The sequence below is a fragment of the Actinoplanes sp. NPDC049118 genome, from assembly GCF_040648555.1.
Classification (GTDB): domain Bacteria; phylum Actinomycetota; class Actinomycetes; order Mycobacteriales; family Micromonosporaceae; genus Actinoplanes.
The window spans coordinates 242,899-257,861 of sequence record NZ_JBEZDY010000003.1 but is presented as its reverse complement, the minus strand read 5'-3'; the positions used below and the strand labels follow the sequence as shown (position 1 = coordinate 257,861).

Here is a 14,963-nt window from a genome sequence, read left to right as displayed (position 1 = left end):
CAAGGTCGATGTCAGCTGGCGTCGCGGAGCACGTCCAGTGCGTACCCCAGGTCCTCAGGGTAGTCGCTGACAAAACGGACCTCGTCCTGCGTACGGGGATGCAGGAAGGCGAGTTCGCGCGCGTGCAGCCACTGGCGGTGCAGCCCGAGCCGGGCGGCCAGCGTCGGGTCGGCGCCGTAGGTGATGTCGCCGACGCACGGGTGCCGCATCGCGGAGAAGTGCACCCGGATCTGGTGGGTGCGGCCGGTCTCCAGCTTGACGTCGATGAGGCTCGCCGAGCGGAACGCCTCGAGCGTGTCGTAGTGGGTGACGCTCGGCTTGCCGTCGGACATCACCGCGAACCGGTAGTCGGCGGTGGGGTGCCGGTCGATCGGCGCGTCGATGGTGCCGCGCAGCGGGTCGAGGTGGCCCTGCACGATCGCGTGGTAGCGCTTGTCGACCTCGCGCTCCTTGAAGGCCCGCTTCAGCGCGCTGTATGCCAGCTCGCTCTTGGCGACCGCCATCAGCCCGGTGGTGCCGACGTCGAGACGGTGCACGACGCCCTGGCGCTCGGCGGCGCCGCTGGTCGCGACGTTCTGCCCCATCGCGGCGAGCCCGCCGATCACGGTCGGGCCGCTCCAGCCCGGGCTCGGGTGCGCGGCCACGCCGACCGGCTTGTCCACCACCACGATGTCGTCGTCGCTGTAGATGATCTTCATGCCGTGCACCGGCGCCGCCACCAGCGTCGGCGCGGTCACCGGCGCCGGCAGGGTGACCTCCAGCCACGCGCCGGCACTGACCTTGTCGGACTTCGGGCGTGGGATGCCGTCGACGAGCGCGTCGCCGGCCTCGACCAGGGTCGCGGCCGCCGTGCGGGACAGGCCGAAGAGCCGCGACACGGCCTGATCGAGACGCATCCCGTCGAGGCCGTCGGGTACGGGCAGGGAGCGCGCGGTCATGCGGTCTTCTCGGTTTTCTCGCTCTTGCCGGCCTTGGCGGTTCGCGCCACCCGCGAGCCGTCGCGCTGGCGGCCGGTCAGCTCCAGCAGCACGGCGAGGACCACGCCGACGGAGAGGCAGGCGTCCGCGACGTTGAACACCGCGAAGTACTCGGCGTAGGGACCGAACAGGCTGAACATGTCGACCACGTGCCCCTGGAACGGGCCCGGGGCCCGGAACAGCCGGTCGCCGAGGTTGCCGAGCGCGCCGCCGAGGACCAGGCCGAGGGCGACCGCCCACGGCACCGAGCGCAGCCTGACGGCCATCCAGGTGATCCAGCCGATCACGGCGAGCGTGACCAGCGGGAACACCCAGGTGTAGCCGCTGCCGAGGCTGAACGCCGCCCCGCTGTTGCGCAGCAGCGAGAGGTAGACCAGCCCGCCCAGGACCCGGACGGGCTCGCCCTCGGTCAGGCCGTTGGTGCTGAGCTCTTTCACGATCTGGTCGAGCCCGACGGCAACCAGGGCGGTGATGGCGAGCACGACCACGGCCCGGCCCGAGAAACCGGGGCGCGGCCCCGGCCCGGGCTCCGTGGCCGTGTCGCCGCCCGCGGCCTTGTCGGCGTTCAGCGTCGTTCCTCCAACTGCTTACAGGAAACACAGAGAGTCGCGACCGGGAACGCCGCCAGCCGCTCGACGGGGATGGCGTTGCCGCATCGCTCGCACCAACCGTAGTGGCCCTCGCCGAGGCGGTCGATGGCGCGCTCCACCTGTGTGACCCGCTCGAGCAGGTTGTTCGCGAGAGTGATCTCCTGCTCCCGCTCGAACGTCTTCGTCCCGGTATCGGCCTGATCGTCCCCGGCGGAGTCGGCGAGACGCTCGCGCTGGAGCTCGGTGATCTCGGTGAGCGACTGGTCGTACTCCGCCTGCAGTTCCTGGCGGCGCTCCTCGAGCGCGACACGGATCTTCTCGGTCTCCGCCGCGCTGCGCGCCTTACGCGGCGCAGCCTTCGCGGCCGACGCGGACCGGGTCTCGGTTGCCTTGGCCATCGTCGCTCCCCTGAGCCGCGCAGAACGCGGCGAATCGGCTGTCTTCCAGCGGTCATGAAGAGGCGGCCGCCCACCCGCCCCTGTCGATGCTCCGGTCGCGCCCCCACGCGACCTGTGCACCGCCCCACGTGCACAAACGGCGCGGCCAGCCATCGCCGCGCACTCCAGAGGGTGGCAAGGATACGGAACGTGAAGGGCAGCGACAACACGGCGCACCGGCCCGGGTGACCATTAACCGGGACGAACCCATCCGAACGCCTGCGTCGGATACCCGACCCTGGAGCGATCAGCGCTGCTCGTGGCCGTGCTCGCCGTGCCAGCGGGCCAGTCGGCCGCGCCGGCTCACCGCCCGCAGGCGCCGCTCGGCGACGTCCCGGGCGGCGGCCGTGGTGACGATCAGGAGATCGTCCCCGGTCCGCAGCCGGGTGTCCGGCCCCGGCACGAAGCCCGCGCCGTCCCGCACCACAAGCGTCACCACCGCGCCGACGGGCAGCCGCAGCTCGTCGATGTGCACCCCGGCCAGCCGCGACCCCGGCTCAATCTCGATCTGCAGCACGTCGGCGTGCATCCGTTCCAGCGGTGCGGCCTCCACGTGGATCTCCACCGCCTCGGCCGGCGCGATGATCCCGAGCCGGCGCGCCACCGGCGCGAGCGTGCCGGCCTGCAGCAGGGTAAAGATGATCACGAGCACGAAGACCGCGTCGAACAGGCCCTCGGCGCCGGGCGAGTCGAGGGAGAGCGGGATCGTCGCGAGCACGATCGGCACGGCACCGCGCAGCCCGGCCCAGGACAGAAAGGCCTGGCTGCGCCAGGCGAGCCGGCGGCCGCCGCGGGTGACAAGCGCCGAGATCCAGACGGAGAGCGGCCGGGCGAGCAACACCAGCGCGAAGCCTACGACCAGGGCCGGCACCAGCGCGCGGCCCAGCCGGTCGGGCGCGACGAGCAGCCCGAGCAGCACGAAGAGCCCGATCTGCGCGACCCACGCCAACCCGTCGGCGAAGCCGAGGATCGCCCGGCGGTGCGGCAGGCGGCTGTTGCCGAGCACGACGCCGGCCACGTAGACGGCGAGGAAACCGGACGCGTGCGCGGCCGCCCCGGCGGCGTACGCGAGGAAGGTGAGCGCGACCGCGGCGATCGGATAGAGCCCCGCGGCGGGCAGGGCGGCATGCCGCAGCAGCCAGCGCCCGACCACGCCGACGGTGAGCCCGATCGCGGTACCGGCGGCGAGCTCGTAGCCGACCAGCAACAGCTCGTACCACCACGGGTGGCTCGGGCCCCCGGCGACCGAGAGCAGCAGGACCAGCAGCACCACCGGGGCGTCGTTCATGCCGGACTCGGCCTCGAGCGTGGCGACCAGCCGCGGCGGCAGCCGCAGCACCCGCAGGGTCGCGAAGACCGCGGCGGCGTCGGTGGAGGAGAGCACGGCGCCGTAGAGCAGCGAGAGCCGCCAGTCGAGGCCGAGGACGAAGTGCACGACGACGCCGACGACGGCGACGCTCACGGCCACCCCGACGGTGGCCAGCACCGCGGAGAGCCCGAGCACCGGCCGCAGGGTGCTCCAGCGGGCGGTCAGCCCACCCTCGGCGATGATCATGATCAGGGCGCAGAAGCCGAGGGTACGGGTGAGGTCGGCGTCATCGAAGTGGATGCCGAACCCGGCCTCGCCGATGACCATGCCGATGAACAGGTAGACGAGCAGACTCGGCAGGCCGAGCCGCGTGGAGAGCCGCACGGCGGCCACCGCGACGAGCAGCACCGCGGCCCCGACGAGCAGGGCGAGATCGAGCCCGCCCGTCATGCGCCGGCCCCGGCCACGCGCCTGCCCCTCGCCATCCCCCGGCCCACAGCCATGCCCTGGCTCGCAGCCATCCCCCGGCCCGCAGCCATGCCCTGGCCCGCAGCCGCGCCCTGGCTCGCAGCCATCCCCCGGCCCACAGCCATGCCCTGGCTCGCCGTCATGCCCTGGTCCGCCGTCATGCCCTGGTCCGCGGTCATGTCCTGGTCCCGGTCATGCGATGCCGTCACGCAGCGCCGCCAGCCGTTCGCCGACATCGCCGGCGACGGTGAAGACCTTGTCCCGGCTGGTGGCGCCGAGTTTCAGCTCGACGTCCCCGGGCCGCAGCCCGAGCGCCGCGGCCAGGGCACGCCGCACCGCCTCGGTGGCCTTGCCGTCGACGGCGGGTGCACCGACCGCGATGATCAGCGCCGGCCCGTGCGGCCCCTCGTAGCGTCCGCCGACCCGGGTCCGCCCGGCACCGGGCCGGACCCGCACAGCGACGGAACTCACTCCCCCGGACGGGTCGTGGCCGGACCGTTGTTCGTCACCGGACCGGCCGCCGCCCGCCCGGGAGGCCCTTTCGGGGGTCACCGCGGGCTCGGCGTGGCCGGATTGTGCCGCGTTGGGCAGGATGGCCGGGTCGATTGAGGGGGCGCGCCGCTTGGCCATGCCCCATTGTGCCGATCTTCGATCCCACGCCTCACCGGGGTCGCCCCGCGACGCCCGGTGATCATAGGCGAACACGGACAGCTACCGCGTCGGTCGATCTGCGTGCGGTCCGAAGGGCTGCACCTTCGGGCAACGGCCCGCGGCGGCCACCCGGTCGCCTCGCGGCCCGAGCCCGCCGGAGCACGCATCGCCGCCCGGCCCGGCCGAAACATTGGTAAGGATCCGGACCGGAGCAGACCCGCGGTGCCGACCCGACCCGACCGCGAGCCCGGCCGCGAACGGCCGGCGGACCGAGCCGTCAGTACTGGGCGGCGGCCGCGACCAGGCGGTCCACGGGGCGGCACAGTCCGCACGGGCTGAAGCCCAGCTCGACCGCCTCCGCGACCGGCAGCCCCTCGGTCATGCGCCCGATCAGGTGCGGGCAGTCCGGCAGGTGATATCGCGGCCGGCCGTCCACCACCAGCACCTCGGCGTTCAGCCGGGCCACCTTGACCGCGTCCGCCGGGCGGACGGCCTGCGGCAGCGGTTCGTCGTCGGGGTCGTCCGGGTCCGGCTCGTCGAACTCCTCCGCCTGGTCGGAGTACCCCGGTCCGAAGTCGTCCGGCCCGGCGTTCGACGGCCCGGCACTCGACGGCTCGGCGTCGAACGACAGGTCGTGATCGGGCTGGGCGCCGGCGAAGGCCGGATCCCCGCCGGCGGGTGGGGCAGCACCGGCGAAGGCCGGTCCGTCCCCCGCCGCGGCGTTGTCCGCGGGCGCCGGCTCGCGGTGCCACGCGTCGCCTTCAGGTGCGTCGGCGCGGGCTCCGCCGATGACCGTGGCCGCCCGGTCGTAGTCGGGATCCTCCGCGCGCGAGGCCGCGCCGGCGGCCTGACCCGAGGAAGTCCGGCCGGCGGCGGCATCGTCGTCGTAGAGGTCCACCTCCGGGTGCACCTGCTGGGTCACGTCCGGGGCCGCGAGGTTCTCGTCCACGTCGCGGCGTCCGGTGGCGTAGGCGGTCTCGTCGTCCTGGAGGTCGCCGGAGTCCGGGAACGGCTCGTCGGCCGGCAGGTCCGCACGGCGGGCCGGGGCCGAGTGCGCGCGGGCCAGGTCGTCGGCCAGGTCATCGCCCAGGGCCGGCGCCGCGCGCCGCGCGGCCGAGGCCTGGCGGGCGCCGATCACCAGGGCCACCGCGGCCAGCAGGCTGGCCACGATGGAACTGATCAGCAGAGAGCTCGATCCACCGGCAAGGCCGAGGACGAGAAGCGTCACGGCGACGAGGATGAGCAGCAGACTAGCAACGATCATGGCTCATCCCCGCCGCAGTGGGAACCGTTCCGCAAAGCCGAGGCTCAGCGGCCGGTCTCGATGGAACCGGCGCGGCTGCCGCCGTACGAGCCGGCGAGGCCCGCGGCGGCGAGGCCGCCCGAGCCGCCGACCGACCGGTTGGCGTCGGCGCGTGACATCTCCGCCTCCAGCCCCTGCCCGCGGCCGTCGAGGTCGCGCAGCTGGCTCTCGAGGTACGCCTTAAGCCGGGTGCGGTACTCGCGCTCGAACTGCTTGAGCTCCTCGATGTGCTTCTGCAGCGCGGAGCGCTTGGCGTCCAGGCCGCCCATGGCCTCCTGGTGCCGCTGGCGCGCGTCGCGCTCGAGGGCGTCCGCCTTGGCGCGGGCCTCGCGGGTGACCTCCTCCGCCTTGGAACGGGCGTCGGAGAGAAGCTTGTCGGCCTCCCGGCGGGCGTCGGACACGTGGTCGTCGGCCGTGCGCTGGGCCATCATGAGGACGCGCAGTGCCTGCTGCTCGCCGTCGGCGCCGCCGGCGGCGCCCGCTCCAGCACCGACCGGGCCCTGTGCCCGGACCTGCTCGAGCTCGGCCTGCATCTGGCGGGCGGCCTGCTCAGCGGCAGACTTGTCGCGCTGCACCCGGTCGAGCTGGGCCTTCATGTCGTTGAGCTCCGCAGCCAGACGCGGGTCGGCGCTCGGACCGGCTGGTGCGCCACCCCGACCGCCGCGCTCCACCTGGGCGCGCAGCTCGTTGTTCTCCTCGATCAGACGGGCGAGTTCGCGCTCGACCTCGTCCAGGAAGGCGTCGACCTCCTCCTCGTCATACCCCCGCTTGCCGATAGGGGGTTTCTTGAAGGCGACGTTGTGCACGTCGGCCGGGGTCAGCGGCATCGAAACTCCTCGGGTCAGTTGCGGCCGCGTGGGGCGCAGTCGATCAGGGCGGACGCTGTCACGCGAACGCGATGATCAGACGCGCTAACACGAAGTTCAAAAGCACGAACAGGATAACCAGCAGGACCAGGGACGCCAGGTCCAAACTCACGGTACCAATTCGAAGCGGTGGGATCACACGCCTCAACGCCTTGAGGGGTGGATCAGTGACGCTCCACACCGATTCGAGTGCCGCCGACGCCCCCCGCCCTGGCTGCCACCGACGCCCGTACTGCAGCACCGCACCCAGGACGAACCGGGCCAACAAGGTCAGGAAGAACACGTAGAGAAGCAGATAGATGATCTGAAACACGATCGACAGCACGTCAGGCGGATCCCTCGTTAGGGTCAACTCTGGTTGAAGAAACCGCCCTCAGCGATCTTGGCCTTGTCCTCCGCTGTGACCTGGACGTTGGCCGGCGAGAGCAGGAATACCCGGTTGGTCACGCGCTCGATCGTACCGCGCAGGCCGAAGGCCAGCCCGGCCGCGAAGTCCACCAGTCTGCGGGCATCGCTCTCATCCATCTCGGTGAGATTGATGATCACCGGTACGCCGTCACGGAAGTGCTCGCCGATCGTGCGCGCCTCGCGGTACGTCGTCGGGTGCAGCGTGGTGATCTGGTAGCGCTGATCCTCCTCGACGATCCGCTGGTGCGCCTGCGTCTGCGCCTGCGGTGCGAGTGCGAGGTTGTCGCGGGTGGCGTAGCCGAGCGACCCGGACGTCTCGGCGACGGGCGCCGACGGCCGGGTGATCGAGCGGACGCTGGCCCGCTCCTGGCGCTCGGGACGCTCGTGGTCGTCACGCTCGAGGTCGAGGCGGGCGGCGGCACGCTCGAGGCGACCGCTTCGCTCCTGGCGGGCGCGCGGCAGCGCCGGCGCCTCATCGACGTCGTCCTCGTCGTCGGCGAACTCGTCGGCGTAGCGGTAGCCGGAGTCACGGTCGCGGTCACGCTCGCGGTAGCCGCCCTCGCGGTAGCGGTCGTCGTACTGGTCGTCCTCCTCAACGAGGCCGAGCCAAACCCCCGCCTTACGCAGCGCGCTCATGCCATCACCTCCGCTGACGCTCCGGCGATGACATGAGGCGGACGCTGAGCCGATGATTCGCTCGCAAGCTCGCTCATGTCACCACCAGACCCTGCTCGGCGCCGAACCGCTCGTCCATGCCCCCACCTCCGTCCGCTGTGCGGCCCGCGCCCCCTCGGCGTGCCGCGTCCCCCCTTGCACGGACCCCCGATCGTCGAACATCGACCGCGGCCCGCTGCGACGCTGCGTCGTCGGGCGCGTCGGCCGAGGCACGTCGCGCGTAAACAACACGTATGTAGTTTGCTGCCCGCCGCAAGGCTACCGCAGCGTGTTTCGCATCCCGAGTAAAGAAGTGCCGATCCGTACGTGTGTCGCGCCGTGCCGCACGGCCTGCTCCAGGTCGCCGCTCATGCCCGCCGAGACGACCGTCGCGTCCGGATACTCCGAGCGCAACCGCGCCGTCAGAACGGCCAGCTCGGTGAAGGCCCGCTCCGGCTCCCAGCCCAGCGGCGCCACCGCCATCACGCCGCCGAGCCGCAGGCCCCCCGCGTCGTTTACCGCGGCCGCCACCCGCCACAGATCGCGGTCGGCCTCCGCGGCTCCGGCGATCGCCCCGCCCCGGGCCGGATCCCCGTCGATGCTCACCTGCACGAGCACGTCGAGCGGGCGCTCCCGCAGCCGTACCGCGGCGGTGGACAGCGCCCCCGCCAGGCGCATCGAGTCAACCGACTCGACGACGTCGGCGTACGTGACGACCGACTTGGCCTTGTTGCGCTGCAACTGGCCGACGAAATGCCAGCGCAGCGCGACGTCCTCGGCCTGGACGGCCGCCGACTTCGCGGCCGCTTCCTGGTCCTTGTTCTCCCCGACGTCGGTGACGCCGAGCCCGGCGAGCAGCACCACGTCGCTCGCCGGGTAGGTCTTGGTCACCGCGACCAGGGCCACCGAGCCCGGGTCGCGGCCGGCCGCCGTGCAGGCACGCCCGATCCGCTGACGCACCTCGTCCAGCGAGGCCGCCAGTAGGTCGCGGCGTGCCTCCGGCGTCAAACCCTCAGGAGCCGTTCTTCAGGAAGTCCGGCACATCCACGTCGTCGAAGAGCACTCGGCGCGGCGGCGGGGCGCTCGCCGCGGGCGGCACCGGCGGGGAGACCGGCACCGGCGAGGTCGGCGCGACCGCGGGCGGGGACGCGGGCTGCGGCACCTTGCGCGCGGGCTCGACCGGCTTGTACGAGGGCGTGCCCCCGTCGAAGCCGGCGGCGATGACCGTGACCCGGACCTCGTCGCCCAGGGCGTCGTCGATGACGGCGCCGAAGATGATGTTGGCGTCGGGGTGGGCCGCGTCGGTGACCAGCTGCGCGGCGTCGTTGATCTCGAACAGGCCGAGGTCGGAACCGCCGGCGATGGAGAGCAGCACGCCGCGCGCGCCGTCCATGCTCTGCTCCAGCAGCGGGCTGGAGATGGCCTTCTCGGCGGCCTCGACGGCGCGGTTGTCGCCGCGCGCGCTGCCGATGCCCATGAGGGCGCTGCCCGCGCCGCTCATCACGCTCTTGACGTCGGCGAAGTCCAGATTGATCAGACCCGGCGTGGTGATCAGGTCGGTGATGCCCTGCACGCCGGAGAGCAGCACCTGGTCGGCCTGGCGGAACGCGTCCATCATGCTGATGCCGCGGTCGCCGAGCGCCAGCAGCCGGTCGTTCGGGATGACGATGAGCGTGTCGCACTGGTTGCGCAGCTCGTCGATGCCCGATTCGGCCTGCACCTGGCGGCGCTTGCCCTCGAACGAGAACGGCCGGGTGACCACGCCGATGGTCAGGGCGCCCAGCTTGCGGGCGATGTTCGCGACGACGGGCGCGCCACCGGTGCCGGTGCCACCGCCCTCGCCGCAGGTCACGAAGACCATGTCGGCGCCCTTGAGCACCTCTTCGATCTCGTCGCGGTGATCCTCGGCGGCGTTCTTGCCGACGTCCGGCTGCGCGCCGGCGCCGAGGCCCCGGGTCAGCTCGCGGCCGACGTCGAGCTTGACGTCGGCGTCGCTCATCAGCAGCGCCTGGGCATCGGTGTTGATCGCGATGAATTCGACTCCCTTGAGCCCAACCTCGATCATGCGGTTCACGGCGTTGACGCCGCCGCCACCGATGCCGACGACCTTGATGACCGCAAGGTAGTTGTGCGGAGGTGTCATCGGGCTCAGCCTTCCCTTCCAGGGTTTTCGGTGTCGAGGGCCCCAGCGGCCCGGCCAAGAACCGCCATCGACATCCGCTCCGTACAAGGGAGGGCGAGGAAACCCTCACCCTCTACTAGAGGCTTAGTGTTATGTCAACTACTCAACCTCTCGTGGGCAACGTAAGCGGACCTCAGGCGACAACCAAGGACCGACGCGGCGTGTCGGCGTCCGCTTACGAGGCGAGTATCCGACTGAGCCGTAACCTGTGACGGAATGCGCCGTTCGGTCCTTTTCGTCCGGTTAACGGATCGTGACCACGTCCGGGGCGCTGACATCGATCGTGTCGCCCTTGCGTTCGAGCAGCGCGGTGGCCACCCGGGCCTTGTTGTCGCTCTGGGTGTCGTCGCCCCAGATCACCGTCCGGCCCCTGCGGAGCCCGAGGCTGACCTGCGCCGGCTTCGGCACCGAGATGGAGACCAGCTGGTCGCGCAGCTCCGCGGTCAGCGCCGAGAGCACCGTCAGGGCAGAGCGGGTGTTGATGTCCTCCGGGCCCGGCGCGGTGAGCCGGGCCACCGGCAGCCCGGCCGGCCGGCTCGACACCGTCCGGTAGGCGACGCCCTCGGCGTCGATCAGCGTGAAACCCCCACGGGCGGGGACGGCCGCGACCGGCGTGCGCTCGACGACCTCGACCACGACCGTCGACGGCCAGCTCCGGGAGACGATCGCGCGGTCCACCGCGGGCAGGGCCTCGACCCGGCCGCGGATCCGGTCCAGGTCGACCCCGGCGAGCGGCTGGTTCATCCGTACGGCCGCGGCCTGCTCGACCTCCAGCGGCGCGAGCGAGTCCGTGCCGACGACGTCGATGGAGCGGACGCCGAGCACCGACGTCCCGTACACGGTCCAGGCGAGTGCGCCCACCACCAGCGCGACGCCCGCGCCGACCGCCCACGGCAGCGCCGCGCGGAGCCGGCGCCGGCGGGCCCGGGCCATGAACCGCCGCACGGAGGCCGGCACGGCGTCCGTGTCCGCCCGCACCAGCCGCCAGCTACGCCCGCCGCCTTCGCTCACGCCATGGCCTCCGCGGTCAGGCCTCGGCCAGTGCGGCCAGCAGTTCGTCGCCCATCAGCGAGATCGGCGGCGCGCCCATGGTGACCACGACGTCGCCGGGCCGGCTGCGCCGCACGACCTCGGCGGGCACGTCCTCCCACGACGGCACGAAGATCTTCTGCTCGGCGGGCAGGTCGACGGCCGCGGTCAGCGCCACGCCGCCCTCGCCGGGGCCGCGCTGCTCGCCGGGGCCGAAGACCTCCATGACGATCACCTCGTCGGCGATGGCCAGGCCCTCGGCGAGCTCCGCCTGCAGGTCCCGGGTCCGGTAGACCCGGTACGGCTGGAACACCACGACGAGCCGGCCGTCGCCGGCCACCTCGCGCAGCGTGCGCAGCGCCGCCTTCACCGAGGTCGGGTGGTACGCGTACTCGTCGTAGACCCGGATCCCCGCGACCGTGCCCTTGCGCTCGAAGCGGCGCCGGACGCCGGGGAACGACGCGAGCGCCTCGGTGATCTTCCGCAGCGGGAGCCCGAGGCGCAGCGCGGCCAGCACGGCCGCCGCGCTGTTGAGCCCCATGTGCCGCCCGGGCAGCGCCAGCGTGATCTCGCCGAGCGGCTTGCCGTCGAGCGTTGCCTGGTAGCGCACGCCCTGCACGGACGAGACGACGTCGGTGATCCGCAGGTCGGCGCCCTCGGACTCGCCGTAGGTGTACACGGTGCGGCCCGCGGCGCGCAGCCCCGCGATCAGCTCCTGAACGCCCTCGTCGTCGGCGCAGGTCACCACGAAGCCGTCCTCGTCGGTGAGCTCGGCGAACTCGAGGAAGCCCGCCTTGAGCCCGGTGAGGTCACCCCAGTTGTTGAGGTGGTCACCCTCGATGTTGGTGATGATCGCGACGTGCGGGCGGTAGATGAGGAACGACTTGTCGCTCTCGTCCGCCTCGGCCACGAAGTAGGTGCCGGAGCCGTGGTGGCCGTTCGAGCCGGCCGCGGAGATCTCGCCGCCGATCACGAACGACGGGTCCTCGCCCGCGTGCTGCAGGATCACCGTCATGATCGACGTCGTGGTCGTCTTGCCGTGCGTGCCGGCGACCGCGATCGTGCGGCGCCCGGTCATCGCGGCGGCGAGGGCCTCGGAGCGGTGCAGCACCCGCAGGCCGCGGCGGCGCGCCTCGACGATCTCGACGTGGTCCTGCGGGATGGCGGTCGAGTAGACGACGGTGTCGACGCCGTCCAGGTTCGACGCCTCGTGCGCCATGTGCACGGTGCCGCCCAGCGCGCGCAGCGCGGCCAGCGCCGGCCACTCCCGCAGCTCGCTGCCGGTGACCGGCACGCCACGGGTGAGCAGCAGCCGGGCCAGGCCGCCCATGCCCACCCCACCGATGCCGATGAGGTGGACGGTGCCCAGATCCTCGGCGGTCAACTCACCGGCCGGCGTCAGCTCAGCGGTGTTCACAGCGGCACTCCAGCGGTCGAGGGTGAAAGGGTCATCGGCCGGCCACCGCTTCGCACACGAAGTCGAGCAGCGCCTCGTCGCCGTCGCGCCGGCCGTACGCGCCGGCCGCGGCACCCATTGTGACCAGCCGCTGCCGGTCACGGGCCAGCGGCACGACGGTACGCTCGATCCACTCGGGCGTGAGCTCGGCATTGTCCACCAGCAGGCCGCCGCCGGCCTCGACGACGGGCAGCGCGTTGCGCTTCTGCTCCTGGTTGCTGTGCGGGTACGGGACGTAGATCGCGGGCATGCCGATCGCCGTCGTCTCGGCCACCGTGATCGCGCCGCCGCGGCACAGCATCAGGTCGGCGGCCGCGTAGCCGAGCTGCATGTCGGACAGGTACGGCACGACCACGTACGGCACCGGCAGGTCGCTGGGCACGTCGAACGGGTCGTTGCGCCCGCCCTGCACGTGCAGCACCTGTACGCCGGCGTGCGCCAGCTTCTTGGCCGCGCCGGCGACCGCGAGGTTGATCGTGCGGGCGCCCGAGGAACCGCCGGAGACGAAGAGCACCGGCAGGTCGGGACGCAGCCCGAAGTGGGCAAGGGCCTGCGGGCGCAGCGCCTGGCGGTCCATCCGGGCGATGGCCGTGCGCAGCGGCACGCCGACGACCCGGGCGTCGCGCAGCGACTCGGCCTGCTGCGGCTGGGTCGGGAAACCGACCGCGATGTTCTTGGTGAACTTCATGCCCATCCGGTTGGCCACCCCCGGCGGCACGTTGACCTCGTGGATGACGATCGGCAGCTCGCGCCGCCAGGCCGCCAGGTACGCCGGCACCGAGACGTACCCGCCGAAGCCGACCACGACGTCCGCCTCGACCTCGTCGATGATCTTTCCCGCGGCGTGCGCGGACTTGTACATCCGGTCCGGGGTACGCAGCAGGTTCAGGTTGATCGCCCGCGGCAGCTGGAACGCCGGTATGACCCGCAGGTCGTAACCGGCCGGCGGGATCAGCTCGTTCTCCATGCCCTTCGGGCTGCCCAGGGTGGTGATCCGCACCTCGGGGAAGTGGCGGCGCAGGGCGTCGGCGAAGGCGAGCAGCGGGTAGATGTGACCGCCGGTGCCTCCTCCGGCGAGCACGACCGACCGCAGCAGACCCATCACCGTCTCCTCTCCCATCCAACCACCCCGCCCGCCACCCTAGACTGGACTAAAGGCGGTCCCTCACGGATGCCCGGCCGCCCTTTTTCTGGGCGATCGGGCGCGATTGCCCAGGCCGCCGCGGCGGGGGGAGCGGCGGCAGCGGGGCCCAGACTAGCCGTACCCACCGAGCGGGCGGACGGGCGTGCAGGGCACGGGCGGCGTCGGGCTCCGCGCGGGCGAAGGAGGCGAGCATGCCGATGGCGGCGAGCGTGACGACGAGCGCGCTGCCGCCGGCGGAGATGAACGGCAGCGGCAGCCCGGTGATCGGCAGCAGGCCGACCACGCCGCCGATGTTGATGACCGCCTGCGCCACCAGCCACGTGGTGATCGCGGTGGCGGCCAGCCGCCGGAACGGGTCCTGTACCCGGCGCGCGATCCGGAAGCCGGTGTACGCCAGCACCGCGAACAGCGCCAGGATGACCACGCAGCCGACGACGCCCAGTTCCTCGGCGACGACGGCGTAGATGAAGTCGTTGTCCGCGGCGGGCAGCCAGTTCCACTTCAGGGCGCCCTTGCCGAGCCCGACGCCGAACCAGCCGCCCTCGTAGATCGCCGAGCGGCCCTGCAGCAGCTGGTAGCAGGGGCCGAGGGAGCACTTCTCCGGCGGCTTCAGGAAGGTCGTCAGGCGCAGCAGCCGGTAGTTCGCCTCGCCGTCGGAGCCGGATCCGGCGCCGCGGGACGCGGCGGCGATGAGCAGCCCGATGCCGGAGAAGCCGAGCACGCCCAGCGCCGCGAAGACCCGAAGCCGCACCCCGGCCGCCCAGAGCAGCCCGATGATCAGGGCGAGCAGCACCAGCATGGTGCCGAGGTCGTTGTAGCCGACCAGCACGAAGAGCAGGCCGACGATCGGGAACAGCGGCATGGCCAGCTCGCGCCAGTAGCCGAGGGCCGCGCCCTTGCGGGCGATGATGTCGGCGCCCCAGAGCACCACGCCGAGCTTCGCGAACTCCGACGGCTGCACGCCGACCGGGCCGACGTAGAGCCAGAGCAGGTCGGCGTGCACCGGGCCGAGCCGCGGCTTGTCGACCAGGTCGACCGCCTTGAGCGCCATCAGCAGGTCGAGGACGGCGAGCAGCACGACCGCCAGGCCGAGCACGTACTTGCCGAGGAAACGCAGGGTGCCGGACGGCAGGCGCTGGCAGACCCAGAAGCCGAACAGCCCGAGGACGGCGAAGAGCAGCTGGTTGCGGATCGCCGAGAAGGCGTTGCCGTCCTCCGCGTACGCCTTGACGCTGGTCGCCGAGAAGACCATGGTCAGGCCGATCAGGAGCAGCAGGCCGGAGCTCGCGATCAGCAGGTAGTACGACGACAGCGGCCGGGCCAGCAGCCCGTGCACCGCCGGCAGCAGCTGCTGGCTGAGCGATCTCGGCCGGGCCGCGGGCGGGGTCGGCTGCGCGGTCGCGGCCGGCGACACGGTGACCGTGGGCCGGGCGTCAGGCTTCTCCTCCCCCATGTGCACCATCATGGTGGCGTGACACGCCCACCCCGG

General features: G+C 72.3%; 15 protein-coding genes. All 15 read right to left on the bottom strand.

Annotated elements, in window-relative coordinates; genetic code table 11:
- Positions 1 to 11: 11 nt before the first annotated feature.
- Positions 12 to 938, bottom strand: coding sequence for an RluA family pseudouridine synthase (locus tag AB0B58_RS05935; RefSeq protein WP_360218192.1), 927 nt, complete (start codon positions 936 to 938; stop codon positions 12 to 14).
- Positions 935 to 1,546 (bottom strand): signal peptidase II, encoded by a 612-nt coding sequence (lspA, locus tag AB0B58_RS05930; RefSeq protein ID WP_360218726.1) that lies wholly within the window; start codon positions 1,544 to 1,546, stop codon positions 935 to 937. The genes AB0B58_RS05935 and lspA overlap by 4 nt, the downstream gene beginning before the upstream one ends.
- Positions 1,543 to 1,965 carry a TraR/DksA family transcriptional regulator gene (locus tag AB0B58_RS05925; protein WP_360218189.1) on the bottom strand — a complete coding sequence of 141 codons (423 nt, stop codon included), beginning with the start codon at positions 1,963 to 1,965 and terminating at the stop codon, positions 1,543 to 1,545. Before AB0B58_RS05925 ends, lspA begins: the two co-directional genes overlap by 4 nt.
- Positions 1,966 to 2,251: 286 nt before the next feature.
- Entirely contained in the window at positions 2,252 to 3,763 is a 1,512-nt protein-coding gene (locus tag AB0B58_RS05920; protein WP_360218186.1) for a potassium/proton antiporter, read from the bottom strand.
- A 210-nt stretch (positions 3,764 to 3,973) separates the two neighbouring features.
- Positions 3,974 to 4,252, bottom strand: a complete 279-nt coding sequence (locus AB0B58_RS05915) for a DUF167 domain-containing protein (RefSeq protein ID WP_360218723.1) — start codon at positions 4,250 to 4,252, stop codon at positions 3,974 to 3,976.
- A 457-nt stretch (positions 4,253 to 4,709) separates the two neighbouring features.
- Positions 4,710 to 5,696, bottom strand: coding sequence for a hypothetical protein (locus tag AB0B58_RS05910; protein ID WP_360218755.1), 987 nt, complete (start codon positions 5,694 to 5,696; stop codon positions 4,710 to 4,712).
- Positions 5,697 to 5,740: 44 nt separating this feature from the next.
- Positions 5,741 to 6,562: a DivIVA domain-containing protein gene (locus AB0B58_RS05905; RefSeq protein WP_184996509.1), complete on the bottom strand. Its 822-nt coding sequence runs from the start codon at positions 6,560 to 6,562 to the stop codon at positions 5,741 to 5,743.
- Between the two features lie 58 nt (positions 6,563 to 6,620).
- Positions 6,621 to 6,926: a YggT family protein gene (locus AB0B58_RS05900; protein WP_203762600.1), complete on the bottom strand. Its 306-nt coding sequence runs from the start codon at positions 6,924 to 6,926 to the stop codon at positions 6,621 to 6,623.
- Positions 6,927 to 6,949: 23 nt separating this feature from the next.
- Positions 6,950 to 7,645, bottom strand: a complete 696-nt coding sequence (locus tag AB0B58_RS05895) for a cell division protein SepF (protein WP_360218181.1) — start codon at positions 7,643 to 7,645, stop codon at positions 6,950 to 6,952.
- 297 nt (positions 7,646 to 7,942) lie between these two features.
- Positions 7,943 to 8,671 (bottom strand): YggS family pyridoxal phosphate-dependent enzyme, encoded by a 729-nt coding sequence (locus AB0B58_RS05890; RefSeq protein ID WP_360218178.1) that lies wholly within the window; start codon positions 8,669 to 8,671, stop codon positions 7,943 to 7,945.
- 4 nt (positions 8,672 to 8,675) lie between these two features.
- Positions 8,676 to 9,806, bottom strand: a complete 1,131-nt coding sequence (gene ftsZ, locus AB0B58_RS05885) for a cell division protein FtsZ (RefSeq protein WP_360218175.1) — start codon at positions 9,804 to 9,806, stop codon at positions 8,676 to 8,678.
- A 282-nt stretch (positions 9,807 to 10,088) separates the two neighbouring features.
- A complete protein-coding gene (locus tag AB0B58_RS05880) occupies positions 10,089 to 10,856 on the bottom strand; it encodes an FtsQ-type POTRA domain-containing protein (RefSeq protein WP_360218172.1) in 768 nt (255 codons plus the stop codon).
- Positions 10,857 to 10,872: 16 nt separating this feature from the next.
- Complete coding sequence (gene murC / locus AB0B58_RS05875; protein ID WP_360218169.1) at positions 10,873 to 12,291, bottom strand: UDP-N-acetylmuramate--L-alanine ligase; 1,419 nt, start codon at positions 12,289 to 12,291, stop codon at positions 10,873 to 10,875.
- A 31-nt stretch (positions 12,292 to 12,322) separates the two neighbouring features.
- On the bottom strand, positions 12,323 to 13,432 hold the full coding sequence (gene murG, locus AB0B58_RS05870; RefSeq protein ID WP_360218720.1) for an undecaprenyldiphospho-muramoylpentapeptide beta-N-acetylglucosaminyltransferase: 1,110 nt from the start codon (positions 13,430 to 13,432) through the stop codon (positions 12,323 to 12,325).
- 49 nt (positions 13,433 to 13,481) lie between these two features.
- Complete coding sequence (locus AB0B58_RS05865) at positions 13,482 to 14,927, bottom strand: putative peptidoglycan glycosyltransferase FtsW (RefSeq protein ID WP_360218166.1); 1,446 nt, start codon at positions 14,925 to 14,927, stop codon at positions 13,482 to 13,484.
- Between the last annotated feature and the right edge of the window lie 36 nt (positions 14,928 to 14,963).

Bases quoted from the DNA above. Each gene is read 5' to 3' on its own strand.
- AB0B58_RS05935 (WP_360218192.1), bottom strand. From the start codon at position 938: ATGACCGCGCGCTCCCTGCCCGTACCCGACGGCCTCGACGGGATGCGT.
- AB0B58_RS05925 (WP_360218189.1), bottom strand. From the start codon at position 1,965: ATGGCCAAGGCAACCGAGACCCGGTCCGCGTCGGCCGCGAAGGCTGCG.
- AB0B58_RS05920 (WP_360218186.1), bottom strand. From the start codon at position 3,763: ATGACGGGCGGGCTCGATCTCGCCCTGCTCGTCGGGGCCGCGGTGCTG.
- AB0B58_RS05910 (WP_360218755.1), bottom strand. From the start codon at position 5,696: ATGATCGTTGCTAGTCTGCTGCTCATCCTCGTCGCCGTGACGCTTCTC.
- AB0B58_RS05905 (WP_184996509.1), bottom strand. From the start codon at position 6,562: ATGCCGCTGACCCCGGCCGACGTGCACAACGTCGCCTTCAAGAAACCC.
- AB0B58_RS05895 (WP_360218181.1), bottom strand. From the start codon at position 7,645: ATGAGCGCGCTGCGTAAGGCGGGGGTTTGGCTCGGCCTCGTTGAGGAG.
- ftsZ (WP_360218175.1), bottom strand. From the start codon at position 9,806: ATGACACCTCCGCACAACTACCTTGCGGTCATCAAGGTCGTCGGCATC.
- murG (WP_360218720.1), bottom strand. From the start codon at position 13,432: ATGGGTCTGCTGCGGTCGGTCGTGCTCGCCGGAGGAGGCACCGGCGGT.
- AB0B58_RS05865 (WP_360218166.1), bottom strand. From the start codon at position 14,927: ATGGGGGAGGAGAAGCCTGACGCCCGGCCCACGGTCACCGTGTCGCCG.